The 24,078-nt window shown below is 59.4% G+C and carries 22 protein-coding genes; 15 read left to right on the top strand and 7 right to left on the bottom strand.

The genetic code is table 11. From position 1 onward, the window contains the following. Positions 1-1,026 precede the first annotated feature (1,026 nt). The 9 genes from NKI15_RS12475 (at position 1,027) to NKI15_RS12435 (ending at position 13,631) form a co-directional block, all read left to right on the top strand. The gene (locus tag NKI15_RS12475) at positions 1,027-2,271 is read left to right on the top strand and encodes a hypothetical protein (RefSeq protein ID WP_352886166.1); all 1,245 of its coding nucleotides are present in this window, start codon (positions 1,027-1,029) and stop codon (positions 2,269-2,271) included. 621 nt (positions 2,272-2,892) lie between these two features. Further along, a complete protein-coding gene (locus tag NKI15_RS12470; protein WP_352886164.1) occupies positions 2,893-4,155 on the top strand; it encodes a site-specific DNA-methyltransferase in 1,263 nt (420 codons plus the stop codon). Positions 4,156-4,455: 300 nt separating this feature from the next. Beyond that, positions 4,456-4,755, top strand: coding sequence for a hypothetical protein (locus NKI15_RS12465; protein ID WP_352886162.1), 300 nt, complete (start codon positions 4,456-4,458; stop codon positions 4,753-4,755). Between the two features lie 85 nt (positions 4,756-4,840). Beyond that, the gene (locus tag NKI15_RS12460) at positions 4,841-6,754 is read left to right on the top strand and encodes a phage terminase large subunit family protein (protein ID WP_502898687.1); all 1,914 of its coding nucleotides are present in this window, start codon (positions 4,841-4,843) and stop codon (positions 6,752-6,754) included. A gap of 195 nt (positions 6,755-6,949) precedes the next feature. Further along, positions 6,950-8,605, top strand: a complete 1,656-nt coding sequence (locus NKI15_RS12455; protein WP_352886159.1) for a hypothetical protein — start codon at positions 6,950-6,952, stop codon at positions 8,603-8,605. Then, positions 8,580-9,815, top strand: a complete 1,236-nt coding sequence (locus tag NKI15_RS12450; RefSeq protein WP_352886157.1) for a PAN domain-containing protein — start codon at positions 8,580-8,582, stop codon at positions 9,813-9,815. Before NKI15_RS12455 ends, NKI15_RS12450 begins: the two co-directional genes overlap by 26 nt. A 358-nt stretch (positions 9,816-10,173) precedes the next feature. Then, complete coding sequence (locus tag NKI15_RS12445; protein ID WP_352886156.1) at positions 10,174-11,676, top strand: winged helix-turn-helix domain-containing tetratricopeptide repeat protein; 1,503 nt, start codon at positions 10,174-10,176, stop codon at positions 11,674-11,676. Positions 11,677-11,863: 187 nt separating this feature from the next. Next, on the top strand, positions 11,864-12,697 hold the full coding sequence (locus tag NKI15_RS12440) for a thermonuclease family protein (protein WP_352886155.1): 834 nt from the start codon (positions 11,864-11,866) through the stop codon (positions 12,695-12,697). Positions 12,698-12,938: 241 nt separating this feature from the next. Continuing rightward, positions 12,939-13,631, top strand: a complete 693-nt coding sequence (locus NKI15_RS12435) for an SOS response-associated peptidase (protein ID WP_352886153.1) — start codon at positions 12,939-12,941, stop codon at positions 13,629-13,631. Between the two features lie 203 nt (positions 13,632-13,834). On the opposite strand, the gene NKI15_RS12430 is transcribed toward NKI15_RS12435, so the two are convergent. Beyond that, entirely contained in the window at positions 13,835-14,677 is an 843-nt protein-coding gene (locus tag NKI15_RS12430; RefSeq protein WP_352544975.1) for a plasmid partitioning protein RepB C-terminal domain-containing protein, read from the bottom strand. After that, positions 14,671-16,197: a recombinase family protein gene (locus NKI15_RS12425; protein WP_352886152.1), complete on the bottom strand. Its 1,527-nt coding sequence runs from the start codon at positions 16,195-16,197 to the stop codon at positions 14,671-14,673. The genes NKI15_RS12430 and NKI15_RS12425 overlap by 7 nt, the downstream gene beginning before the upstream one ends. Positions 16,198-16,389: 192 nt before the next feature. Between NKI15_RS12425 and NKI15_RS12420 the strand changes: the two genes are divergently transcribed. Together NKI15_RS12420 and NKI15_RS12415 are read left to right on the top strand one after the other, a co-directional pair. Next, positions 16,390-16,779 carry a type II toxin-antitoxin system HicB family antitoxin gene (locus NKI15_RS12420; protein WP_352886150.1) on the top strand — a complete coding sequence of 130 codons (390 nt, stop codon included), beginning with the start codon at positions 16,390-16,392 and terminating at the stop codon, positions 16,777-16,779. Positions 16,780-16,977: 198 nt separating this feature from the next. Beyond that, entirely contained in the window at positions 16,978-17,295 is a 318-nt protein-coding gene (locus NKI15_RS12415; protein WP_023690487.1) for a YMGG-like glycine zipper-containing protein, read from the top strand. Between the two features lie 916 nt (positions 17,296-18,211). On the opposite strand, the gene NKI15_RS12410 is transcribed toward NKI15_RS12415, so the two are convergent. Together NKI15_RS12410 and NKI15_RS12405 are read right to left on the bottom strand one after the other, a co-directional pair. After that, positions 18,212-19,090 (bottom strand): YihY/virulence factor BrkB family protein, encoded by an 879-nt coding sequence (locus NKI15_RS12410; RefSeq protein ID WP_352886149.1) that lies wholly within the window; start codon positions 19,088-19,090, stop codon positions 18,212-18,214. A gap of 276 nt (positions 19,091-19,366) precedes the next feature. After that, positions 19,367-19,576 carry a hypothetical protein gene (locus tag NKI15_RS12405; RefSeq protein ID WP_352886147.1) on the bottom strand — a complete coding sequence of 70 codons (210 nt, stop codon included), beginning with the start codon at positions 19,574-19,576 and terminating at the stop codon, positions 19,367-19,369. A gap of 967 nt (positions 19,577-20,543) precedes the next feature. Here NKI15_RS12405 and NKI15_RS12400 point away from each other — a divergent pair. Further along, entirely contained in the window at positions 20,544-20,843 is a 300-nt protein-coding gene (locus NKI15_RS12400) for a DUF982 domain-containing protein (protein ID WP_352886146.1), read from the top strand. A gap of 166 nt (positions 20,844-21,009) precedes the next feature. Here NKI15_RS12400 and NKI15_RS12395 read toward each other — a convergent pair whose 3' ends face one another. Both NKI15_RS12395 and NKI15_RS12390 read right to left on the bottom strand, forming a co-directional pair. Continuing rightward, positions 21,010-21,201 (bottom strand): hypothetical protein, encoded by a 192-nt coding sequence (locus NKI15_RS12395; RefSeq protein ID WP_352886144.1) that lies wholly within the window; start codon positions 21,199-21,201, stop codon positions 21,010-21,012. Positions 21,202-21,216: 15 nt separating this feature from the next. Further along, positions 21,217-22,080: an ATP-dependent DNA ligase gene (locus NKI15_RS12390; protein WP_352886142.1), complete on the bottom strand. Its 864-nt coding sequence runs from the start codon at positions 22,078-22,080 to the stop codon at positions 21,217-21,219. 126 nt (positions 22,081-22,206) lie between these two features. On the opposite strand from NKI15_RS12390, the gene NKI15_RS12385 reads away from it, so the two are divergent. The 3 genes from NKI15_RS12385 (at position 22,207) to NKI15_RS12375 (ending at position 23,027) form a co-directional block, all read left to right on the top strand. Further along, positions 22,207-22,395 (top strand): DUF3606 domain-containing protein, encoded by a 189-nt coding sequence (locus NKI15_RS12385; protein ID WP_023708231.1) that lies wholly within the window; start codon positions 22,207-22,209, stop codon positions 22,393-22,395. Between the two features lie 187 nt (positions 22,396-22,582). Further along, on the top strand, positions 22,583-22,777 hold the full coding sequence (locus tag NKI15_RS12380; RefSeq protein WP_352886141.1) for a hypothetical protein: 195 nt from the start codon (positions 22,583-22,585) through the stop codon (positions 22,775-22,777). A 43-nt stretch (positions 22,778-22,820) separates the two neighbouring features. Next, complete coding sequence (locus NKI15_RS12375) at positions 22,821-23,027, top strand: KTSC domain-containing protein (protein WP_352886140.1); 207 nt, start codon at positions 22,821-22,823, stop codon at positions 23,025-23,027. Positions 23,028-23,619: 592 nt separating this feature from the next. Here NKI15_RS12375 and NKI15_RS12370 read toward each other — a convergent pair. Further along, complete coding sequence (locus tag NKI15_RS12370) at positions 23,620-23,772, bottom strand: hypothetical protein (protein WP_352886139.1); 153 nt, start codon at positions 23,770-23,772, stop codon at positions 23,620-23,622. Positions 23,773-24,078: the final 306 nt, after the last annotated feature.

Below are 24,078 nucleotides of genomic sequence, written 5' to 3'. Positions count from 1 at the left end.
TTCAGTCGTTCGAGCGTGCCGACCTCATCCTCGCCCATGAGCGTGCTGTAGCCGACCACGTCGGCAGCAAGGATCGCGGTAAGCCTTCGCTCCATGTGCGGTTTGTCCTGCCTCCCTAGCTCAAAGCTTCGCTGAGCGTATTCGACTGGCCTTTCGAATGCGAGCATGCTTGGCCTACTGGACAGCGATAATGCAACCACGTCGTTTTGAAGACATTGCCCTCATGGCTTAGCCTTGTGCGAAACCGGATGTTGCCGCATGGCTGATGTGGGTCGAGATCGGCCTCTGTCGTTCTTAACTGGCCACAAGCGGACTTACTGGTCCCGGCCCCCTCCCGGTCGTTCAGAAATGCACGTCCGAACAGCTACTGCTGATACTTTCCTGACCACCTGTCTTTAGACGCTTTCGGTCGTTCCGCGACCTTTGTGCGGCCATGCAAAGGGCCTGGAGGTGGCCGGACCACTTGTGGTGGGACGTCTCACCTACTTCGACGAACCCTCCAACGGGTGTGCTCCAAGGTTCCAACGGGTTTCAACCCAGCAGATCCGCGGTTCCAACGGGCATGTGTTCCAGTCACGCTGAAGGCCGGCCAATCAGACGTTTGGATCATTCTGTGGGGTCCCATCGCTAAGGCCGCTGCGACGCGCTACGGAACGCTTGCGGCCGGTGGTGTGGCTGATCGGAACGTTTGCGATCTTTGCGGGGGCGAGTTGTATCGCGCTCGCTCCCCGGCTTAAGAACACACCCGAAGGAGCTGCTCCATACGACGACAAGCTGTCCCACTCCCTAGACAGTGGGACAGTGGGACAGCCGCGCCTCGATGCTGCGCCATCGTCGATGCGCGAGAGCTGGATCGAGTACCAAATTTGGCCAGCCGCGAATCCGGATTGAGGGCACTTGTCTAACTGGAAAACGTCGGGATGCATGCGGCGCACGCTACCACTTACCCGATATGTCGCTATACTAAGCTGAGTCACGTTTTGCGGTAGGAATTCCATGCCAACGGATGATTTCGGGCAGAGCGCATTGAACAAGCTGCTTTTCTCTCATGAGGACGAGATGAGAAAAGCTCTGCGCATTCTTGAATTCCCTCTCAGTTCGACGACAGGCGCTCTGAACCTGAATGTGGATGCGTTGCAACTCGACCTAAACAGAAATCGCATCCCCACCATAGACGGAGAGTCGCGACGGCTTGCTGAACTCGCCTCCAGCATTGGCACTGCACACAGTCGTGCTGCCGATCTGCTGGGCAACGGCTCCCCATACCGGTCCATTCTCGATCAAGTTGCCGTCACTAAAGCGTTGAGCGTGGCCACTGCGGGACTGCCGAGTGGGGATATCTACGGGCTGGCTGCACGATCTGCCCTGGGCTCTATGGACCGATTTCGTATCCCTGAAATCAATGAGGTGTCGCGTCTTTTGCGAAGCATTGCTAATCCGATTGAGCGGCAATACGGGTTGGCTAGCGCGGTCCTAGAGCGGTCGCTTGCCGCGATGCATCAACCTTGGTTGGATGTCCACGACACCTTAGCATCCGCCACCGGCATCGCCAAATTGCATGGGATTGGACATCTCGTTGCAAGCGAACCTCCGTTCGCAGCCAACGTAGCGAAAGTGTTGCGGACGGACTTTGGCGATTGGCGTGATCCGATCACTTGGCCACGCAATCTTGCCAGCGATTTAGGTGTAAGGGCCGATCTTTACGTCGAGCGCGGCTTCAATCAGCGACTGACGAAATACCCGATAGTTACCTTTGAGGAAGGGCTGGAATCGTCAGGGCTACAAGAGGACACGCCGGTTCTCGTGGCCACTTACGGTGACCCGGTGCCGCGTTCGGGTGACCTAGAAGAGGAAACCTCGTTCGCCCGAAACAATTTGGTGCACGATTGGCTTCAGCGATTTGAGACACAAATCCGCCAGTTCATAGATATGGCGATGACAGCAGCTTTTGGAGTTGACTGGCCTCGTCACCGAATGCCGAACGGTCTCTATGAAGAGTGGCTGACAAAAAAAACCAAGGATTCGTCGGGGCTTTCCCGGCCGCTCATCTCCTATGCCGATTTCACGGACTATGAACGCATCATTTGCAAACAAGATAACTGGAGAACTGTTTTTGCACCTCGTTTCAGGCGTCCGGAGCTTGTCAGGGAATCCCTTCAAAGACTGTATCCGTCGAGGGTGGCCACTATGCATGCTCATCCTCTGATCCAAGAGGACGAACTGTTTGTGTTCGTGGAGATCAAGCGATTGGTACGACTGTTCGTAAGTTGAAATCGAAACTGCCAGCCGAGGCAGTTGCTACCGCATTTAGCAAAGCACTGCCATTCGAACGGCGCCGCGCGCAGCACTTCAGGGAAGACGCGTCCTTCAGTAGTGAGGATGGCGGGCTCCAAGCGGCCGGGTCTCTTGCGAAAGGGATCGTTACCGAATGACCGCGCCCGGAATCGCCGAATCACAGGACGGATCGGACGGCGCGATTAGCGCTGTTTCTCGCCTTCCTGGAATTGCGAGCGAAGACCTGCGCAAACAAAGGTAGCGGCGCGCAACAATGTCATGATTCCAATGGGTTGTCGGCGCTGATAGACTCTCATCAATAACTAGACCGTGGGTACACCTAAGGACACGCAACGGGTCCTTTCGGGGCGGTGAAGCTATGCCGGAGGGCGCAGCGCCGGAGTTCGCCATCGTCAGGCATATTTTTTTGGGAAGCCACCTAGTGTCCAAATCCAGAGCCAAGCCCGCGTAAGCCTTTGATCAAGCGTACAGAGTTGAAAGTGCCGCTGGCCCCCTGTTGGACCCAAGTGTCCAGTTCGGATCCAGATGGGGTCCACCGACGGATCCATCGCTGAGTCCAGCAGAACTCGGAAGCCACCTCCACTTCGAGGAGAATGCATGTCAATCCAGTTCGCACCGGAAGCGATCGAGCACTGGCCGATCGAGCGGCTGAGGCCGTATGCCCAGAACGCCAAGACGCATGCGCCGGATCAGGTCGCGAAGATCGCGGCCAGCATGGCGGAGTTCGGCTGGACAGTGCCGGTGCTGGTGTCTGCCGAAGGCGAGGTGATCGCCGGGCATGGCCGTATTTTGGCTGCCGGCGAACTGGGCCTGGCACAGGTGCCGGTGATCATTCTCGATCATCTCAGCGAAGCGCAGCGGCGTGCCTACCGCATTGCCGACAACAAGCTGACGGAGCTGGGCGGGTGGGATGACGCCCTGCTCGCACAGGAGCTTCATGCCCTGAATGGCGACGGCTTCGACTTGAGCCTCACCGGACTCGACCAAGTTGAGCTCGGCCGGCTGATGGCCGAGCTTCGCGACGAGGCGGAAGGAGCTGCCGGCGAGGATGAGGTTCCAGAGCCGCGGGTCGATCCGGTCACCCGCGCTGGCGACCTGTGGGTGCTTGGAAGGCACAGGCTGCTGTGCGGCGATGCGACGGTCGCTGCGGATGTCGAACGTCTGCTCTCCGGTGCTGTGCCGCATCTCATGGTGACCGATCCCCCATTTGGGGTGAACTACGATCCTTCGTGGAGGAAGGTGGCTGGCCTATCGAGCAGCAGCCGCACTGGCAAGGTGGCCAATGACGATCGTGCGGACTGGCGCGAGGCGTGGGTTTTGTTCCCCGGCGACGTGGCCTACGTGTGGTGCGCCAGTCTGCACGTTCATGAGGTAGCGGAAAGCCTTCTGTCTGTCGGGTTCGATCTTCGGTCCAATATCATTTGGGCCAAGCCCCGCCTGGTGCTGAGCCGTGGCCACTATCATTGGCAGCATGAACCCTGCTGGTATGCCGTCAGGAAGGGCGCGACGGGGCACTGGCAGGGAGCGCGCGACCAGACCACCGTCTGGATGATCGGCAACGGCGACCAGGGTGAAGACAGCGCCACGGTCCACGGCACTCAAAAGCCGGTCGAGTGTATGCGGCGGCCGATGCTGAACAACAGCGCCACTGGCTCGTCCGTCTATGAGCCCTTCTCCGGCAGCGGCACCAGCATCATTGCCGCCGAGACCACCGGTCGCTCCTGCTTCGCCATGGAGCTTGATCCCCGCTACTGCGATGTTGCGGTAGAGAGATGGCAGAATTTCACAGGGCGCAAAGCAGTTCTGGAGGCCAGTGACCTCGAGGTCGCCGATGTTCATTCCGGCCGATCCGCAGCCTGACTTTCGCTTGGCTGGGCATAAGCAAGAGGGGCCACCATGCAGGGGATGAGCGAGCGCCAATACGCGGCCCATGCCGGGGTCTCCCGCGGCGCTATCCAGAAAGCCAGGATTGCCGGACGGCTGGTGCTGTTTGAAGATTGCTCAATTGATGGAGCAGGCTCCGATGCACGCCGGGCATCTCTGACCGATCCTTCAAAGCAGCGGCGATCCCTGCCCCAGCCCAAACTAAAAGCCGTACCTGAGGAGGCGCTATCCGCCGTTGGCGAGACGTTGCGCGAACAGGGGCTTGCAGCGCCAATCATGGGCGGTTCCACCACCTTCCTGCAGGCCAAGACCGCAAACGAGGTGCTGAAGGCGCAGGAGCGCCGGCTGAAGCTTCAGAAGCTGAAGGGCGAGCTTGTGTCGCTCGATCGCGCCAAGACCTTGCTGTTCCGGCTGGCGCGGGAAGAACGTGACGCCTGGGTAAATTGGCCCGGCCGCGTCGCGGCGATCCTGTCGGCCGAACTGGGCGTCGATACCGCTACCATGCACCAGCTTCTGGAAAGCCAGGTGAGAGCTCATCTGGGGGAGTTGGCCGATGTCCGCACCGACTTCCGATGAGGTTCTGGAAGAAGGCCTGTTCTATTTCGAAGGCGTCGATGAACTGAAGTCGTCCTGGCGCGAGGGCCTGCGCCCCGACCCGTTCATGACGGTATCGGGATGGGCCGACCGGCACCGCATGCTGGCGGCAAGAGCATCCGCCGAGCCCGGCCGCTACCGAACCAGCCGCACTCCCTACATGCGCGAGATCATGGATGCCTTGTCACCTGGCTCTCCTGTGCAGCGGGTCGTGTTCATGAAGGCCGCACAGGTCGGCGCAACGGAAGCCGGCAACAACTGGATCGGCTTCATCATCCACCAGGCGCCGGGACCGATGCTGGCCGTGCAGCCGACAGTCGAGCTTGCCAAGCGCAACTCGCGTCATCGCATCGATCCGCTGATCGAGGAGAGCCCTGCCCTGCGCGACCGGGTGAAGCCGGCCCGCTCGCGCGATGCCGGCAACACGATGCTGTCGAAGGAGTTCGACGGTGGCATCCTGATCATGACCGGCGCGAACTCGGCTGTCGGCCTGCGCTCGACGCCGGCGCGCTATATCTTCCTCGACGAGGTCGACGCCTATCCCGCCTCCGCCGACGACGAGGGCGATCCCGTCACCCTTGCAGAGGCACGCTCGCTCACCTTCTCGCATCGCAGGAAGGTGTTCATTGCCTCGACGCCGACCATTCGGGGCCTGTCGCGCATAGAGCGGGAGTATGAGGCGTCCGACCAGCGCCGCTACCATGTTCCCTGCCCCGAATGCGGCGTCATGCAGTGGCTGAAGTTCGAGCGGCTACGCTGGGAGAAGGGCAGGCCCGAAACGGCCTGTTATCACTGCGAGGCCTGTGAGTCCCCAATCGGCGAGCACAGCAAGACTGCCATGCTGCAGGAGGGAGAATGGCGGGCGAGCGCTATCGCTACAGATCCTGGCACGGCAGGCTTCCACCTGTCCGCTCTCTACTCGCCCGCTGGCTGGCTCTCATGGCAGGCAATCGCCCGCGCCTTCGCGGCGGCTCAGGGGTCGGACGAGTCGCTCAAAGCCTTTCGCAACACCGTTCTCGGGGAGACCTGGGTCGAGACCGGCGAGGCACCGGACTGGCAGCGCCTCCATGACCGGCGCGAGCAATGGCAAGCGGGCAGCGTTCCTGCCGGTGGCCTGTTCCTCACCGCCGGCGCCGACATCCAGAAGGACCGCATTGAGGTTGACGTCTGGGCATGGGGCCGCGGTCTGGAAAGCTGGCTGGTCGAGCACCTCGTGCTGGATGGCGGACCGGGTGACGAAGCCTGCTGGAAGGCGCTCGACGAGGTGCTTGGCCGCAGCTGGTCGAGTGCGTGCGGCAAGGCGATGCGGATTTTGCGGCTGGCGATCGACACCGGCTACGAGGCGCCGGCCGTCTATGCCTGGGCGCGCAGAGCGGGATCAGCCCATGTCGCTCCGGTGAAAGGTGTCGAAAACTTCAATCGGGCAAGCCCGGTCACCGGGCCGACCTTTGTCGATGCGACCTCGCACGGAAAACGCCTGCGGCGCGGTGCCAAGCTGTGGACCGTCGCCGGCTCCACCTTCAAGGCTGAAACCTATCGCTTTCTTCGTCTGCCCCGGCCAACGGACGAGGAGCTGGAGGCCGGTGCCAGACATGCGGCTGGAACGGTCCATCTCCCCTCCTGGGTGGATAGCGAGTGGTGCAAGCAGTTCGTCGGTGAGCAGCTGGTCACGGTGCGCACCAGGCGGGGCTTCTCTCGCCTGGAATGGCAGAAGCTTCGCGAACGCAATGAAGCCCTTGACTGCCGCGTGTATGCCCGCGCCGCCGCCTGGATCATCGGAGCCGACCGCTGGCCGGAAGCGACATGGCGAGACCTCGAGGCGCAGTTCGGCAAGAATGTCGTCGCCCTGGAGTTGGCGACGACTGCCGCAGCCACGGCGCCACCGTTGACCTCAGCTTCGAACATTCTAAAGACGCGCCCCCAAAGCCGGCAGACAAGGCTGAGGACAAGGCGCGTTCGGCTGAGCCGCTGGATGGAGTGACGAAGCGCTTGCCGGGATAAGGCGCCATCCCAAATAGATCGGTCTTGCAGACACAACAAAGTCTTTGTCACGGCCCGCGGGCTATTCACCTTGTTGCAAGTTACGCTGTATCTAGCGGCAAATTTTGCTGCAATGGCCAGCGTTGCATGTCAAGATGGGCTGGGAAAAGGGCGGGGATTACACATGCACACGGCAATGAGCCAGAAACTGGCGAGCTATGGCCAGTGGACGTATCGCGGTGCGTGGGCACTTGAAATCGTTGCGGCGATCATCGGCCTAACAACCGGCGTCGCTCTGAGTTACCGCGGCTTCGTTGCCAATGAGGCGGCGAACTCGATGGATCTTGTGCTTGCAAGTGCCCCGTTCTTTATGATCGCGATTGCCGAGCTGACGAAGATCCCAATCGCCACTCTTCTGTTCGGCGCCTCGTGGATTTGGAAGCCCGTTATCTTGGCTTTTCTGCTCGTTTTGGCCGGCATCACTTTTGAGACAGTCCTTCTGGGATTGGAGCGTGCCAGCACAATGCGCGAGGTGCAGTATGCCAACTTCGCCAACCAGACTAAAGCACTCCAGCAAGAGCTCGACAATCTGAAGGTGGCAGCCGAAAGTTTGCGAAACAGTGACGACGAGGCAAAGGCCCGGAGCGATCTGGAGCAGCTCAGTGGATTGGCTGACACCGAGCGCGATAAATTGCGTGCACGGATAACTGAGGTTGACGAACAGCTGCAGGCCGCAACCACCCTTTCACCTGCGGCAGCGAGAGCCAAAGAACTTCTCGAGGAGAAACAAGCAGCGCTGAGCGCGCTGGTGGAACGGCGCGATCGAGAGATCAAGGACGCCGTGGAGCAGTTCGAGCGACAGCGTGATAGCTACGTTGATCGCATAAAGAGCGCGCGCGAAACGGGCGACCTTGCATCAGTGCAGCGCAACGAAGAAGGGCTGAACAAGTTAACTAACCCGCGGCTCAAAAAAGAGGCCGAATTCGCGCCGAAATTGGCCGAATTGGAGCCCCCAGTCGCCGCAGCCCGCGCTGAATATGAGAGGCTGCGACAAGATAGTCCTCCAATGACCCTCCAAGACAAACAACGCCTTGAGGGCAGGCGAAACGATCTGGAGAAGCTCTATGATGGCACCGCTGCCGATTGGGACCGTAAGCTTGACGAGGCACGTGCTGCGCTAGCAGCCGCCCAGGAAGCCGCTACTCGCAAGTCTGAGACGCTGGCCAAGAACCAGCAGCGGCAAGAGGCCATTGCGACGGAACTCAGCCGCTTGGAAACAGAGCGCCTCCCGGTTGCTCGCAACGATCAGATCCGTAGGCTGGCAGCTCGCTGGTACGGGCTGAAGCCAGAAGACGTTACGGACGCTCAGGCCGGCAGGGTATCGACGATCTGGTTCGCCTCGCTTGCATTCATCGCCGCATTAGCGGGGCCGATAACGGCGATGGTCGCGCTGGCCCTGCAACGCATCGGCGCACAGTCTGAAGTTCAGCGTGACAGCAAACTCTCGCGATTGTTGCGCCGAATGCTGTTGCGCTGGCGGTGGCGCCGTGTCCGGAAGGTACTCGTGCAGGTGCCTTTCGACAGAGAAGTAGAAAAGCGCGTCGAGGTTCCTGTCGAAGTCGAGAAGGTCGTCAAAGAGATCCTCTATGTGCCTATCCTTACTGACGACCCTGAGGCGTTGCGCCGGGCATTGGATCGGGAACTGCCTCCGGAAGTAATCGATCTAGTGAAGGTTTCTGCAAAAGGGCAGAACAACCAACTAGAGAAAGACTTGGAAGGTGAACTGAAATTAGACTTTGACCAGCCAGCAACGAGGGCGAAACGCGGTGGTAGAGGTGCTCGTACGACATAACACTAAGCTTCTCGAACAGGCGATCGATCTACAGATCAAACGGTCGGCCATTCCAACCTTGCAAGCAGAAGCAGCTGCGCACGACAAGATCGCTCGCGCCAATGGATTTCGGCGAATGGCTGGCGGCGCTGCCATCGCGATGGCCGCGATTGGGATCGGCGTGGGCGTGTGGCTGGTCTTTGATCGCGACCCAACGGTGACCCAACAGGAGCCGCCGGTGGCTCAAAACCAACCGTCAACGACAAACGAGAACGAGCCAACGGAGACGAAGAAATCAGAAGACAGAATTCCGGGTGGCGAGACAATCGCGCAGGAAGGAAAGACAGACAAGCCGAAGTCGCCGCCAATCGAGCAGCCGACGTTACCGCCGGCGGATCCAGCCAATCCAGATACGTTCGATTTCGTAAAGTTCGCCTATCGTCAAGTGACCTACGCTGGCAGCACTTGGCAACTCGAGTCCGGCCATCATTTTGACAGTGAGAAAGATCCAACTTGGAACACCGCTTGGTGCTACACGCGGAGGCAGGCAAACACCGGAGTCGATGTTCAGGTAAGTCTTGCCAACAGACCCTCACCTACGTCGAAGCCGCAGGCACCGGTATCATCGATTGAGACACTCTCATCAGTAGGCCTTGACGACAATTCGGCTCGAGAACTCGCCAGCCGTTGCCCCTGGCTGGACGAGGTCAGTTTCGCGCCAAGCGATTTCGAAATGGACAATAAGCGAAAAGAAGCAGCTGTCGCGGCCGAACAACTGTCGGTGCAGCAGGACGGATGGGACGCGATCGGAAACGATCTGCCGGGTATGCCTGCTTGGAATGTCACGCTTGAACAGTGCCAAACCCAATGCGAAGCAGATCGCCGCTGCTTAGCACTCACCTACGACAAGAAACACGCCGCCTGTTTCATGAAGAGTAACGGGTCAATTTTGGTTAGAAGTCCCGACGCAGTGATGGCGGCGAAGGGAGCAATCAAGGCGAATCTCCAGTACTCCAGCCTCGTTTTCGGGAAGGACACGGTAGTCGTTGGGGGCGCTTACGCGAATGTCCGGAGTGGCTATGCCGACTGCGTATTAGCCTGCGCCGCTGATCAGAGATGTCTAGGCTTCAATTTTGACGGTCCGAACAAGATGTGCGCTATGCTCGACACCGTGACCTCATCGTCTCCCTTCAGGGGCGTGACGTCGGGCGTTAAGGAGACCCGCAGTTGAATGGCACCGGCCCGAAAAGTGGGTAGAGAACGGAGTCATGACCGAACCAGGCCGCGATATTCGTCGTCCAGTCGCTTCTGCCGGCCGCTGTCCTGGCCCTCACGCGTACTGGCGCCTGGCACCCAGCCGCATGCATTGCTCGGCCATGCTGCTGGAAAGGCCCCCTTGCTTCTCCACCCATGGCCCGAAATGGCCGCGCAGCAATGCCGCCTTGTTGCGCAGCGGCCAGCGCCCGATCGCTGTCTTTCTGATCGATGGACAGGTGGCCGCGTTCTGGGCATAGGCTTCGAAAGCGACCCGGGGATTAAAGCGGTGCCGATACTGTTCCGAAAACCGCCGGAACGTCTAATATGCCCAGATGCAGGGGACACGCATCGCTTTTGGTCCGTTCGTACTCGATCCCGACATCGGGACGCTCCTGAAAGAGCAGATCCCGATCGTTGTTGGGCATCGTGGGCTGACGCTGCTTGCTGCGCTTACGGCCCGGCCCGGCGAGATCCTGACCAAGGCCGAACTGATGGACGCTGCCTGGCCGGGAACCGCCGTTGAGGAAGGCAACCTTACGGTCCAAATAGCGACACTGAGAAAGGCACTCGGTCCGGCTGACAACGGCGGCGAGTGGATCGCCACGGTGCCTCGCGTCGGCTACCGCTTCACCGGGACTGTCGAGCCGGTGGCGAGCGCATCCCGCAGACCGAGACCAGCGTCCGGCAAGCCGTCGATTGCGGTCCTGCCTTTTGCCAATTTGAGCGGCGATCAGGACCAGCAGTATCTCAGCGATGGCATAACCGAGGACATAATTACGGAGCTGGCCAGGTTCCGCTCCCTCCTTGTCATCGCGCGCAATTCATCTTTTCAGTTTCGCTATCCGGCATTGGACATTGCCGAAGTCCATCGCAAACTCGGAGTTCGCTACCTCGTCGAAGGCAGCATACGAAAGCTCGGTGATCGCATTCGGATCACCACACAGTTGATTGACGCTACCACCGGTACTCACCTGTGGGCCCAACGGTACGACAGGGCCCTCGACGACATCTTCGCATTGCAAGACGAGGTTGCGGCTCTCATCGCCTCGATGGTCGAAGGCCAAGCGGAGGCCGATTCGACGAGCAGGACCAGACGCAAGCCTCCGGCCGATTGGGATGCATACGACTGCTACCTGCAGGGGCGCTCACAGTTCTACCGGTATGAACTGGACATGGCCGAGCCCCTATTCGTCCGGTGTGTCGAGCTCGATGCGACGTTCGCTCAAGGCCACGCCTTCCTCGCGCAGGCGCTCGTCGGCAGATTTTGGTACGACAACGATCCGCGGACGCTACAGAACGCCTGGGACTCGGCACGAACGGCGCTCGCTCTCGACAGGAGCGATGGCGTCTGTCACCAGAGCATGGGCCTGGTGCTTACGCACATGCGTCAGCACAGCGACGCGGGAGTGCATTTCGAGCAAGCGCGCTCATTGAACCCGTTGGACGTGAACATAGCGGGTGACTACGCAAGCTGGCTCAACTACGGCGGCCGGGCCGAGAGCGCGCTGAACGTGCTCGAATCTGCGCTGCTGCGCGACCCGTTACCTCCAATCTGGTTCTGGGAGGTGAAGGGCAGCTCCCTCTTCCTACTAAGAAGGTACTCGGAGGCCGTCGGTTCGTATCAGAAGGCCGGCGACCAATTCTTCATTCATGCCTTTCTCGCAGCGGCGTACGCACATTTGGGCGAGACGCAGAAGGCGCGTGCTGAAGTTCAGGAAGCACTGATGAGGAAACACGACTTGACTATCCGGCTGATTTCACGTCTCCCGTTCGCCCACCAAGTCGACCTCGAGCTTTTCACGTCAGGCTTCAGAAAGGCCGGTTTTCCCGCGTGAACGCACTTTCGGGAGCGCGCCGGTCAGGCCCGACAGCCGAATGCACCCCTACCGGCCATCGAACCCCCTTAACCGAGATCGAAGTCGGGGGCGTCGGCACGCATCGGCTTTCGGGCTAGCATTCCGCGCGTCTCGTCTTCTGGACTCTTCGTTGAAACAGTCGCATCCTCTGTGCGGGGAAGAGGGCGTGGACAAATACCGATACGACGATCGATCTGATCGCTGGCGAAAGCGAACCGGTGCCAAGCATAGCCGTGCGCACCGATGGGCGAATGTGCCGCGGCGCCTGATTTTGGTGACTGCGGTAGCGGCTGGCGCTCTGGTCGCGCAAACCGCCATCCAGCACAGCGAAAGTTTGCCAGAGATCAATGCATCGAATTGGTTCGGCTCGAAGCCGGCGCCGATCGCCGGTGTCGCGTCTGTGATCGACGGCGACACGATCGAGATCCACGGACAGCGCATCCGCTTCAACGGCATCGATGCGCCCGAGAGTAAGCAATATTGCGACGACGCTAAGGGCTTCGAATACGCCTGCGGGCGCCATGCTGCCCAAGCCTTGGACGAGTTCCTGGCTGCATCGCGTCCGATGCATTGCAGCTTTGTTAACCGAGACCGGTACGGCCGGCTTGTTGGGGATTGCGATCGCGCCGACGGCCGCAACGTCCAGAGCTGGCTTGTCGAGCGGGGCTTGGCACTAGATTGGCCGCGCTACAGCCACGGAGCCTACGCAAGACAGCAGGCGAAGGCCCAGGCGGCGAAGGTCGGTCTGTGGGCTGGAGCGTTTCAGGCGCCATGGGATTGGCGCGCAGAGCATGCGAACGGCACCACCAGGCCGTCAGCAAAACAACCACTCGGCATCATGCGTAATGGGCAGGTGGCGCAGAGCTATTCTTGTCAGCCACGGCGAACCTGTCCCCAGATCAGCTCATGCAACGAGGCGAACTGGTATTTGGCCAACTGCTCTTGGGGCGGCAAGCTCGACCGCGACAAGGACGGCATTCCTTGCGAGAGCCTTTGCTAAGTCCGCAGTGAGAGGGGACATGGCATGATCGTTGTCGACTTTGCCCTTTTTGCCTCCACAGCGCACACTAAGGGGAACTCTGCGGTCGCCCAGAGCCTTCCGCAAGGCTACTGGCGAAGGCAATCAATCGGTCACCGCCGCCAAGATACGCGGCGTCTGGCGCCGCAGCGAAGAGTATAGGAGAATTCTCGACCTTGGCCCGCTCAGCGTGCCTGAACTCCTGCGCAACTGAGGCAGAGCCATGTGCGGACGCTACACCAAATATCTGTCGTGGTCGGAAATCCACCGGCTCTACCGCCTGACTGCGCCGGCCGAGACCGGACGCAACGACGAGCCGCGCTACAACATTGCGCCAACGCAGGATGTTCCATTCGTCACCGCTGGCGAAGATGGCAATCATAAGCTCCGCGAAGGGCGTTGGTGGCTGGTGCCCTTCTGGGCGAAGGAGATGCCGAAGGCGGCCATGTTCAATGCGAGAATAGAGGGCATCGATACAGCGCCCGCCTTCCGCGACGCCTTCAAGTCCAAGCGCTGCCTGATCCCTGCCGATGGCTTCTACGAGTGGACGATATCGCCAGCCGACGGCAAGAAGGACCCTTGGCATATCTACCAGCCAGGCCACGCGCCTTTCTCGTTCGCCGGCCTTTGGGCTTACAATTCCAATCTCGATATCACCAGTTGCACCATTATCACCGAGCCTGCTGGAGATCCGATGAAGCAGTTGCACGATCGACAGCCGATCATCCTGGACCCGGCCTACTATAACGCCTGGCTGGACCCGGCGACGCCCAAGGACAGCCTCAAGGACATTCTCAGCCACGACATCGACGGTCAGTTGCAGTTCAATCGCGTTGGGCGTGAGGTAAACACGAGCGCCGTCAACAAGCTACCCAACGATCATCCCGGCTTGGTCGGGCCGATCAACCCGTTATGAGCGACGAACCGAGCCGGCTTGTCGAAAGGATGACAGCGATTCCGCGCGGCCGAGAGCCGATCGAAAATCGCATTTGCGAGCATTCTGGCTGCGGCAAGCTCGGCGGTTTTGGCTTTTAGAGGCCTAGACAGAAGTCACATTGGTTCTGTTGTTTGCATCCCGGCGACGGCGATCGGTTTCTATCGGAGTTGACGTCCGACCATCTAGCGCCCCTGTTCGAGGCATGGCATCGAGAAGCTGTGAAACTCTTCAAAATGCCCCGGAAAGGTCCGGGCGAGATACCGCACCACTCTGGAATTATCCATCAACCGGTCGAAAAAGCGGTTGGCTGCAACAAGCTCCAGGCCCACCTGGCCATGACTTTCCGCGGCGCTGAGAACCGCAAGGCTTAGCGCGCCGACATCGAGCACCATCGAGCCGCGCTGGTCTTCCGCCTGTGTGGTGATCGTTGAGAGATTAAAACCCTCGACCAGCAGAGCTTGCGGTGTCAGAGCGACGAGTAGTCTCGCGTAGGTGATCCTGACCCGGTCCATCGCCACCATCAGCCGGGCAATCTCCAATTGCCTGGCTGGCAGCACCTTCTGGAGCAACCCAAAGATTTTTGTTTTCACCGGCGCGTCCCGAAGCAGGTCGAGGACCTCAGGGCAAATTCCGTTAACGGCTTTCCGGTTCTCGCCTGTCTCGGAAGCGGGTTTTCCGGGAGAGCAGAACATTTGCGGCTCGCGGGTCGCGCCACGCAACCTATGTGCCAGTAGGCTTGGCATTGTCCTGAAGCCCTCGGACACCAGCGTGGCGCAGAATTGCTTGTCGCGCATCATCAGGTGGAGCGCCGCTACTATCCGGTCTAGGCTCTGTTCAGACTTTGCCGCTTGCGTGACGAAATCGCGCATGCGTTTGCATTCCGTATCGTATGTCGCCAAAAATTCGTGTGAACGAAGCCTCTTCTTGGACCCTAATGCGCCAGCAACAATATTGCTCGCATGTCTCTCGCCACCCTTTTCCAAAGCACGGTAGGCGGCGTCCTTGGGTAAGCGCTTGACTACCAAGCCACGCCCCCCACAGGCTCTCGCTCTGCCAGCCTGATAATGGGATTGAGCGTGGGAAAAATATAGCTGTCCAGCGGTATCCCATTGATTGCATGCAGTTCCGATTTGCCAGCGATCTCATGCGCAGGCGCAATCAAATAGTCCCGGATGGTCAGGTCGCCGGGATTCATACGGATCAGGACGAAAATGTCGGGTAGTAGCCGTTTATCGGCCTTGGAAAACCAGCGTGGATAGCCGAAGCCGGAAACCCTGCATCGGCCCATTGTAATCGCCACCGTGATCTCCTCGTTTATCCGCAGGAGGTCCATCGCCATGTCATGGGCAGCAACCCCGCCCTGCCTATCAATCGCGCCCACAAGATCCCGGATAATCTGCAGCCTCATTGATTCCAGGTGCCGGTTCACGCCGATGAAGCGGTAGTTTTTGGATGGCTCGTATCCGATCAGTTCATAGGCTTTGACAATGGTTCCAAAACGCCACTGGTAGCGTTGGGCCGGCGGGCACCCGGGATCCGCGTCGATCATGGCCAACGACAAGGCGCCACGGCGAGCCAGAAGTGCCCTAAGAGCGGCCAGCATCTCGTCGTTGGTCATGTGGCGATAGATGGTCTTGAGCACGAGCTGCGCCCGGTCGAACAGTTTGCGGTCGACGATCGGCTCCAGGACATTTTCCACCCGCACCCACTGTTCCGGGGGATTTCGGACTTGATGGCTTCTCAGCCGGGCCGAATGCTTGTTCCAGACGCTGTTGCCAATGTAATTTTCGTTGGTCAGCACCGAGTGCACGGATTCCCGCGTCCATGGTCGCCCTAAATCGCTGAGTTCGCCGCGCTTGTTGAGCAGTCTCGCCATCTCCAGCTCTGTCTTGCGTGTTCTGACAAAGTGACTGAAGATCCACTTCACTGTTGCAATTTCGTCAGGCGGGCCGAGCACCAGAACTATTCGATCCGTCTGTTGGCTCTTGTATTCGCGGGATGAAAGGATGCCTTTTGAGCGGCCGTGTTGATCGACAAGCAGACGCCGCAGGCCAAAGCCGGCCTTCCCACCCTGCCGGAAGCCCAGCCGGATCAATCTCGCCTGGCCGATGAAGACTTTTTGCGAGAGCATTCTGCTCTGCTCGGCAGCCATGCTCCGTTTGATTGCTTTGAGGACGTCTGACCCGATGCTGCCGTCATTTGCGAATTGCTCGGCGCAAAATTCGATACGCACGCCGGCCATCTGGCATCGGTATTCGTAGGCTGCGCTTTCATCAATGTTCTGAAAACGCCCCCAACGGCTTACATCATAGACCACAACCGTCTCAAAATCGGCTCGCCCACTTTCGACATCGGCCAACAGCTTCTGAAGACCGGGGCGCCCTCCAAGGTTTAAACCGCTGCGACCGAGGTCCTCGTAAGTGGCGACAATGTCGTAAGCCATGATATCGGCATAGTCGCGAATGGCATCCGCTTGGTTGTCGATCGAGTAGGTCTGGTGTTCCGTCGACATGCGCACGTACTGCGCGGCGCGAACTCTAGGCACAGTCTGGTTCCCGCCATCTAACTTTGGCACTTTCCCCACACTCTCGACCGTTGCTCAGGCAATGTCTGCCTGGGGCATGCCCAACCTACTAGGCAGCTTCCTACGGTCCCATTAGGAATACCTCGACAGTTTGTGTCGAATGGCTCGATAGTCTGATCGAGCCTCGAAGCCGCTCCTTGGGGGAACCGACCCGTGCGCCACTATATCGGACAAGCGGACAGCGACTTCGGCGTATCCTTTCCCGATTTTCCGGGCGTGGTCACCGCCGGCACCAGCCTGGACGACGCCCGCGCCCTGGCCGAAGAGGCCCTGGCCTTCCATCTCGAAGGCCTTGTCGAGGATGGCGAAGCCATTCCCGAGCCATCATCCCTGGAAGATGTCATGTCGAACAATGACAATCTCAGCCGGGTCGCCGTCCTGGTAGCGCTCAAAGCCGAGACCACAAAGGTGGTGCGCGTCAACGTCACCATTCCCGAAGATGTCCTCGACCAGATAGATCGATATGCGGAACGCCATGGCTATAGCCGGTCCGGATTCCTGACCGCCGCCGCGAAAAAGGCGATGCGCGACGAGCCAGCCTAGCTGCTCCTCAACGGATTCAAGCCGAGGCGCTACCGACCTGTTCGCGCAAGCCGTTTCCGCTTTGGCAACCATTGTCTTCAAGGCCCGAGAAACCACGTCTCATTTCGTGAGCGGGCGTGCCGCCGTTTGGCCGCAATGCGCCAGCAACTGGCAACCATTCGCCCCGATCCGCGTTTGGGGCTCCAAAGGAGTTCCAAGATGATCATCAGACAAACCATTGCCGCCGTGCTCATGACTGCAGCACTTGCAGGCTGCGCGACCCAGACCGAACAGCAGCAGAGGGCAACCACAGGCGCACTCATTGGCGGCGGTGTCGGCGCCCTCGCCGGCCAGGCACTGGGCGGCAACACCGAAAGCACGGTCGTGGGTGCCGCCGGCGGCGCCTTGCTCGGCGCCGTCATCGGCCAGTCGACCACGCCGCAGCGCCGCGGCGAACAGCTTTGCCGTTACCAGGACCGCCGCGGCCGGATCTACACGGCGCCTTGCGATGATCGCTATTACAACAACGACTATTGATCCAGCCTCCCTGGAAGTGCGGCTCTCTGACGTTTGCTGCCGCCCTTCCAGGGACCCGGGATCCGTTCGGCGTTTCACAATATGAGAACGCCCGCTCAGTCCATTACACCCTCTGGCTGATGAGCTTGCGCTTGGTGCTTGCAAGGATCCCATTTCGCGGAAGCGACGTGAAGCGCTGGTTTCATGGCGCCAACAATGACATCGCATTGCCGCAGCTGAAAGTGCCGACAGCGACCATCGGCTGCGGCTGAAGAGCGGGGGTGACGGTCACGGTGCCAAGCATCAAGGGGCCAAGCGCGCCGTGGCCAAGCCGAACGGCTTGCGCTGCATGCACAAAATATGGGATAATTTGTTTGGTGGAGATTCTCGCTCACACCATCCAAAGGCCTCCTTCGGAGGCCTTTTTCATGTCATGGTGGCTGGCAACTGAGTGCCACAACGATTAGGTGGCACTCCTTGCCTAGGCGAAGAGTTGCACTGCCGCCAAGGTCCTTCGACCGCTTTCACGTCGTAAGCTTGGAGAACAATCCCGATGCTCAACAGCATTGCGGGCTGGCTCGATGCTGCAACTGCAATTGCCATTGTTCGGCTCCTGATTGACCTCATGAACCTATACCGCTCCGCTGCCGCCAAGAAGGCGCCGGACGGCAGGCGCGCGAGATCAAAGCCGATACGCAAGCGCCGTCCGCGTCGCCGCTGAACCGCGTCTTCCCAACCAACTCAAACTGTGACCGCGAGGTTTGACCCACCAGCGACCCGTGCACTCATCATATGGCGTCGACCGTATCCAGCTCGCGTGCCCTGCTCGGTGATGCGGTCGGCGCCGACGGGTGATGATGCGGGTGGCGTCGCGAAGGCAGCCAGCCGGCGCGCCGCGCGCCTAGTCGATTTCGTCGTTAGTGGCGTGTGTTGCAAGTCAAGCACTGTGAAGCACAGCGTCCAGATCGGACCTGCTGCCGTGTCGAATGGAATAGGCGCGAGTGATTTCCGCACCAAAAAGAAAAATTTCCGCCGAGTAGTAAGCCCACAGCAGGATGACGAGCAGCCCACCGGCGGCCCCATATGAGGCCGCGACCGCGCTGGAGCCTATATACCAACCGATAAGCGATTTCCCGAGGGTGAACAGGGCAGCGGTCACAACAGCGCCAATCCAGACATCCCGCCATTCCAGGGTTCGATCAGGCAAGACCTTGAAGATAGCGGCGAAAATGGCAGCAAGGAGGACAAAAGAAACGACCGCGTTGATAACGCCCAGGACAAGTGTCCCGAACGGCAACTGTGCGTTGATGAGGTTGCCTAGGGCCGAAATCGCCGCGCTCGCGACTAGAGAGACGAGCAACATGAAGCCAAGTGCGGTGACCAGTCCCAGACTTACCGCACGTGCGCGCACCAGGCGCGACAACGAACTGCCCTGCGCTTCGACCTTCCATATCATGTTCAAAGACTGCTGTATTTCGCCGAAGACCCCGGAAGCGCTCACAAGCAAGGTGATGATGCCAATCACCGCCGCCCAGGTGCCGCCGGATGGCTTTTCGGATGCGCTCTTCAGTGCGGTTTGAAGGATATTTGCGCTTTCTGTACCCATCATCCCTGTGATTTGGGCGGACAATGCCGCTTGCGCTGCCTCGTGACCGAATGCGAGACCCGCAATTGCAACCACGATGAGCAGAATTGGCGCCAACGATGTTGTGGCATAAAAAGCGATTGCCGCGCCATGGCTGAGAGCATTGTCGTTGACGAACCCAACGACGGCTTCTCGCACCATTGCCCATGCATTTGTGATCGCGCGATGCATTTTGCGCCCCAGTCGAATTGGCGTTCACTAGCAATGCACCAGCACATGTGATGTTCCGGTTGCGGGCTACTAACCCCCTCAGGGGGAGCAGGCAACGTCAGTGGTTATGCGCCGCGCTTGATGCTCTCGAGCACCAGCACTCTTTTTGCGGTCAAAGCGCTGGGCGACGAAGCGAGAGGCCTTCTAGCCGGGGACCTCGATCTGAGCGTAGCGAGCATCCCGAACCGGTTTGCGGCAATAAGGTTCCCGGACCTGTCTCACCGTCTGCCCTGGCGGCTAATCCTTTTGCGCATCCGCGACGCTATTGTCGTCGCGATGACGTTGACGAAGGCGCTTCAGCAGTTCGCGTGAGGCTTGGATCGCCCTGCGCGATTGATCCATGTCCCGGCGAAATGTGGCGCGTTCCTCCATGGACTTCTGCCACTTCAGCAAGGTGGCCGTATTCGCAGTGGCCGCTTGAGCGATATCTATGGGCGTTGCAACCATCGCATCCTCCCAAGGCAATGGTAAACGCAATCTTTATAGGCCGCCGAAACCCTTCCTTCAATCAAAAACGACCGGACTGATTCATACGGCAAAATGGCTATTCGGCGGGGCGCACGACGGCGGCTTCGTCGCTACCATCTCGTCGTTGACGATCTGAGTGATTCCCCTACTGCCCGGTAGGGTCCGGTTCCTGGCAGCGTTCTCTTCGTTCTTCAAGGAACAGCTTGGTGTGCTCGTTGCACTCAAGAGGCGCTGTTCCGCGCTGTTGAACGAACTTTCCAAACTGCTTGCGCAGGTCGGCAAGGTCCAAAGCCCAAAGATGCTCACTGCTACCGGGGTGCGACATCGCGTTCACCAATCCGCCCATTCTCTCGAACTAAGTTGGGTTCGCGGTTGAGCCTTCAAGATGGCAATGCGAGATAATTTGCTCGGTTGCTAATATGCCTATATCTTAAGCAGCGCGGGGGGCCTCATATCTTCCCGCAGTGGCCGGTGCGGTTAAGCCCCCACAAGCTGCCCAACTGCACCGGCCATTCCCTATGGCCGGGTAGGGTGTTCGCTCGGCAATCTTTTCCAAGAGCTTCCGTGAGGCCTCTAGGATGCGGCGTGTCTCTTGGATGGTCGATTGTAGTGATTCCAGGTCTCTCTCCGCCCAGCGCTGGCTACGGCGGGCGCCTTCGACGAACTGGTGGTCAGGTTCCCACCGGTCTTTCATGGGACTTAGCCTTCCTTACAGGTAGCGCAATTTTTCGTCGTCACGGCTACATCCGAAGAATTGATCGCTTAGGTAGGAATGTGGTGGTTGTCGCCACGGTTCCATACAATTTTGGAAGCCATTCCCCTGCGGCTCGGTGTCCCAACCCGCCGATTCAATTGGCTTGTGCTGAAATGGGCAAAAATCAAATAGGCATGGAAACCAAATAACCCTTGTTGCGTTCGGCGCATTAAAAGGTCGGGAGGTTGTGCCATGGGCACCTTTTTACGGCTTTTCGTTAAGCTGGTAGACCGGAAATCAATGACGGTTTCCTCCATCTGTGAGGCCGAGGAAGCGCTCCGGGGGCAGTGGCCAAATAAGGAAGCGGCGGCCTATAGGAATGCGTGCCGATTAATTGCGGAGGCCAAGGATGGAAGCTGCAGTCCGGCCGTAGCATTTGCGGCGTTCAAGGCCGCCGCTATCGACCAGCACCTGCTGCAGCCGGAGTCCGGCGCTCGGCATGTTCGACAACGTGACATAAACCATCGTGATGATGAAGCCGACGTCCCCTAGTATCAAATAGGGGCCGACACACGGGATCTCGCTTGGTTGCGCAACAGTGGGCTCGCACCGACCGGCGAGGTGATGCGAGCCCGGCCGAGTCTTGCGGGACCTCGACCAGCAGCGAACACCCACTCGCTGCTGTTCTATCAACAAGCCCCCAAATTTCAGGTTCCGCTTATGTACAAAAAAGCCGGCCACCCTTTCGGCAGCCGGCCAGTTGCCAGGCCAGCCACACGCGAGCACCCCGGCCGAGCACGAACTTGGCCTCATCCTGCTTTTCAAACGTCTGAAGAATTGCGCTGCCGTCGACCACCTGAAAGCCTCGTTGATAGGCGAAGCGGACGGTAAGGCGATCAGCTGCTGGCATGGCTCCGAATAGCCTTCAATCTTCCTCGCGGAAATCCTGGAGTGAGGCATGACGCAGGTCATCCTCGCCGCGCAGGTGCTTCACGCGGCCGATCAGGCCCGGCTTTACCCATTGCGTCGCCGGCCGCTTCATGATGCCCTTGGGCGCCGTGCCTGAGTGCTCCTGGACGCGTTTCCATAGCCTCTCGCGCATTTCCCGGTTCAAGGTGACGAATGCGCTTCCGACATAACGCCCGGTGCCGCGCTCAGCCATCAGAGCGAAAGCCGGCTTGCCAGCTTCACGCTCGACGCCGAGCAGATCGAACTCGTCGATCGCATAGCACTTGGCCTTCAGCCAGTTGGTCGAGGGACCGCTGCGGTATTTGCTGTCCTTCCGCTTCGACACCATGCCTTCAAGTCCGGCCTTGTCGAGCAAGTGAAAGATGGCCTTGGCTTCCCCCGGCAGCGGCTCGCTGAATTGAATGCGCCCGCCGGGCTCGATCATGCTGGCCAGGATATCGCGCCGCTCCTCCAGCGCCATGTCTCGCAGATTATGGCCGTTAAGATGAAGCAGATCAAAGGCAACAAAATACAAGTCGTGCTGCCGGCGGGTGATAGCTTTGCGCAGCGCTGCGAAGTCCGAAAGGCCCCTGTCGTTCAGAACGACGATCTCGCCGTCGACAATGGCGCTATCGGCACCAAGGCTCTTGGCCTCTCTCACCAGGTCGCGATATTTCGCCGTCCAGTCGTGACCGTTGCGCGTATAAATGCGCGTGCCGTCTTCATCGATGGTCATCTGCGATCGGTAGCCGTCGAACTTGACCTCGTGGGTCCAGCCTTCACCCTCGGGAGGCTTCTCCACAAGGGTCGGCATCAACGGCTCGATGAACTTCAAACTCATGCACTGACCCACCCTCCGGCGATTCAATAAGATTAAGCTAAAATAGTTCCGAAACCGGAAATCAGCCTCTTGGGTGCAACAAACACGTCAACTCGGCGTTGCGGGATGAGCGAAGGAGGAATCGATATGGCCGACGACAAGAGCAAGCGGGATTTTCGCGATCGGGACCGTGTCTCGGCCGATGAGGATTATGAAGTTGAATATTTCGCAACAAAGACCGGCATCACACCCCAGCAGGTCAAAGAGCTGATCGCGAAGCACGGCAACCAACGCGAGACTTTGGAGCGGGTAGCCAAGGCGCTGCGGAAACAATGACCAGGCTGTCTGATCTCGGCAGACCACTAATCGGGCACCGACATGAAGGCCCGCCCGCGAGCGAACTCGCGCATTTCCTTCCTTGCCCTGTTTGCGGGCAACAGATTGATATGCGCGATTTTCGCCAGGTCACTTATCATGCCGATCCGAAGCACGAGCCGCTCGAACTGGACGCTTAGGACCAAAAGTGCCGAAATACCACGTTGAGGAAATGGACGGCAATACCGTAACGGCTACCCACATCGTCCACGCGACAACGCCGATCAGGGCGGCGCGGGAAGCGACAGAGCGCGACGTCACTCTGCGCACCAGCGAACCCATTTGGATCAGGGTTGCCGACGAGAAGCGCGGCCACATCTTCGAATACAGTTTCAGCCTGTAGCTGGCGATCCAACCCGGCTAGCTGAGTTTTTGGATGGCATACCATGCCGTCGACCTCGATACGCAAGTTCGACTATGACCCGAACACCAGGGTTCTCTCGGTTTGGTTTGTAGCGAGCGGGAAGAAATACGAGTTTTTGGACGTACCTGCTGAGGCGTTTGCCGCGTTCAAAGCTGCCTTTGCCAAGGGGGTCTATTTTAACAGCCACATCCGCAATCGTTATGCATTCCGGCTCGCGCCAGGGCGCTGACATCTGGAGACGCCGGGCTTGTGGCAGGGATGGCCCGCGCCTGTTCCGAGCGCGGGCCGACCATGATGAGTGAGGGGCCATCTTGGTCACCGGCAGGGACCGCTGAGAACGAGCCGGGTGTGACCGAACAGCCTTGGAGCGAGGATGTTCCCGGCTGACGCAAAAAGGCCGAAGGGCGCAATTAGCACCGACTTAATTAGGTCCGGAACATTTTAACGAATCGTTGACCGCGCTGTCCCAGAATAGGACGGCGCGGTCAAACCCCAACCTTGGCTGCGCAGGCGGCTTCGGCACCCAGTTCCACCCCCGAGCTGTCGGAGCCGCCACCCACCCCACACTTATACCAGCAATGGTTGAATCAACGGTTACTGCAGGTCGCTTCCCTGATCGTTAGACTTTGACGGAACAAACAGGGGATTCTCAGATTCGGCTTTCGATCTTGACTCGACCGATGGAAACGATCTTCGATGACATCGCCAACGCCCTCAGAGCGCCCCGCCAGGACGCGTGGCGCGCTCCGCGCCTTTGCCCTAGATCTTGCCGGCAAGCTGTTCCTAGGCGTCGCCGTAGGCCTGGGTATGGTGATCGCGGGTTAGCTGCCCTTCGCCTTGCCACAGGCGTTCGAGCTGGTGTCCAGCGAGTAGATCAGCCCGACTTTCTTGCTGCCCCACTTGGCGCATTTCAGCTTGGGAATGAGGTCGGCCCTGGCCGGCGCCTCTTCGCCAAAATGGTCGCGGAGCTTCACCAGTTCAAGCTCCTGCTTATGACGGCACGCTGAGGTGTGGCAGTACGCCGTGGCCGTCATCTTTTTGTCGATCAGCGATTGGAACGTCCAGCCTTTCCCATCCGGCCGATATAGAGCTAAGGCAGTCAATCCGCCAAGCTGGACGTCACCAAGGAGCTCGGAATGTGGCGGTAACAGACTTTATGTTGCCACGGGGCCCGGGGAGGATGGACCGCCAGCGATCACAGCCGACAGTTTACCGCGCTTCGCCAACGTTGGCTTCAAATAGATTTTCTTCAAGGTTTTCTCCTTCAGAATAAACCGACG

Source organism: Mesorhizobium sp. M0862, from assembly GCF_040319795.1.
In the GTDB taxonomy this organism is placed as follows: Bacteria; Pseudomonadota; Alphaproteobacteria; order Rhizobiales; family Rhizobiaceae; genus Mesorhizobium.
Note: the sequence above shows the minus strand (reverse complement) of the source record. Positions and strands in the feature narration are given on the sequence as shown.

Coding starts and splice junctions, on each gene's coding strand:
- NKI15_RS12470 (WP_352886164.1), top strand. CDS start 2,893: ATGTCAATCCAGTTCGCACCGGAAGCGATCGAGCACTGGCCGATCGAG.
- NKI15_RS12465 (WP_352886162.1), top strand. CDS start 4,456: ATGGGCGGTTCCACCACCTTCCTGCAGGCCAAGACCGCAAACGAGGTG.
- NKI15_RS12460 (WP_502898687.1), top strand. CDS start 4,841: ATGACGGTATCGGGATGGGCCGACCGGCACCGCATGCTGGCGGCAAGA.
- NKI15_RS12455 (WP_352886159.1), top strand. CDS start 6,950: ATGAGCCAGAAACTGGCGAGCTATGGCCAGTGGACGTATCGCGGTGCG.
- NKI15_RS12445 (WP_352886156.1), top strand. CDS start 10,174: ATGCAGGGGACACGCATCGCTTTTGGTCCGTTCGTACTCGATCCCGAC.
- NKI15_RS12435 (WP_352886153.1), top strand. CDS start 12,939: ATGTGCGGACGCTACACCAAATATCTGTCGTGGTCGGAAATCCACCGG.
- NKI15_RS12415 (WP_023690487.1), top strand. CDS start 16,978: ATGATCATCAGACAAACCATTGCCGCCGTGCTCATGACTGCAGCACTT.
- NKI15_RS12410 (WP_352886149.1), bottom strand. CDS start 19,090: ATGCATCGCGCGATCACAAATGCATGGGCAATGGTGCGAGAAGCCGTC.
- NKI15_RS12405 (WP_352886147.1), bottom strand. CDS start 19,576: ATGGTTGCAACGCCCATAGATATCGCTCAAGCGGCCACTGCGAATACG.
- NKI15_RS12400 (WP_352886146.1), top strand. CDS start 20,544: ATGGGCACCTTTTTACGGCTTTTCGTTAAGCTGGTAGACCGGAAATCA.
- NKI15_RS12395 (WP_352886144.1), bottom strand. CDS start 21,201: ATGCCAGCAGCTGATCGCCTTACCGTCCGCTTCGCCTATCAACGAGGC.
- NKI15_RS12390 (WP_352886142.1), bottom strand. CDS start 22,080: ATGAGTTTGAAGTTCATCGAGCCGTTGATGCCGACCCTTGTGGAGAAG.
- NKI15_RS12385 (WP_023708231.1), top strand. CDS start 22,207: ATGGCCGACGACAAGAGCAAGCGGGATTTTCGCGATCGGGACCGTGTC.
- NKI15_RS12375 (WP_352886140.1), top strand. CDS start 22,821: ATGCCGTCGACCTCGATACGCAAGTTCGACTATGACCCGAACACCAGG.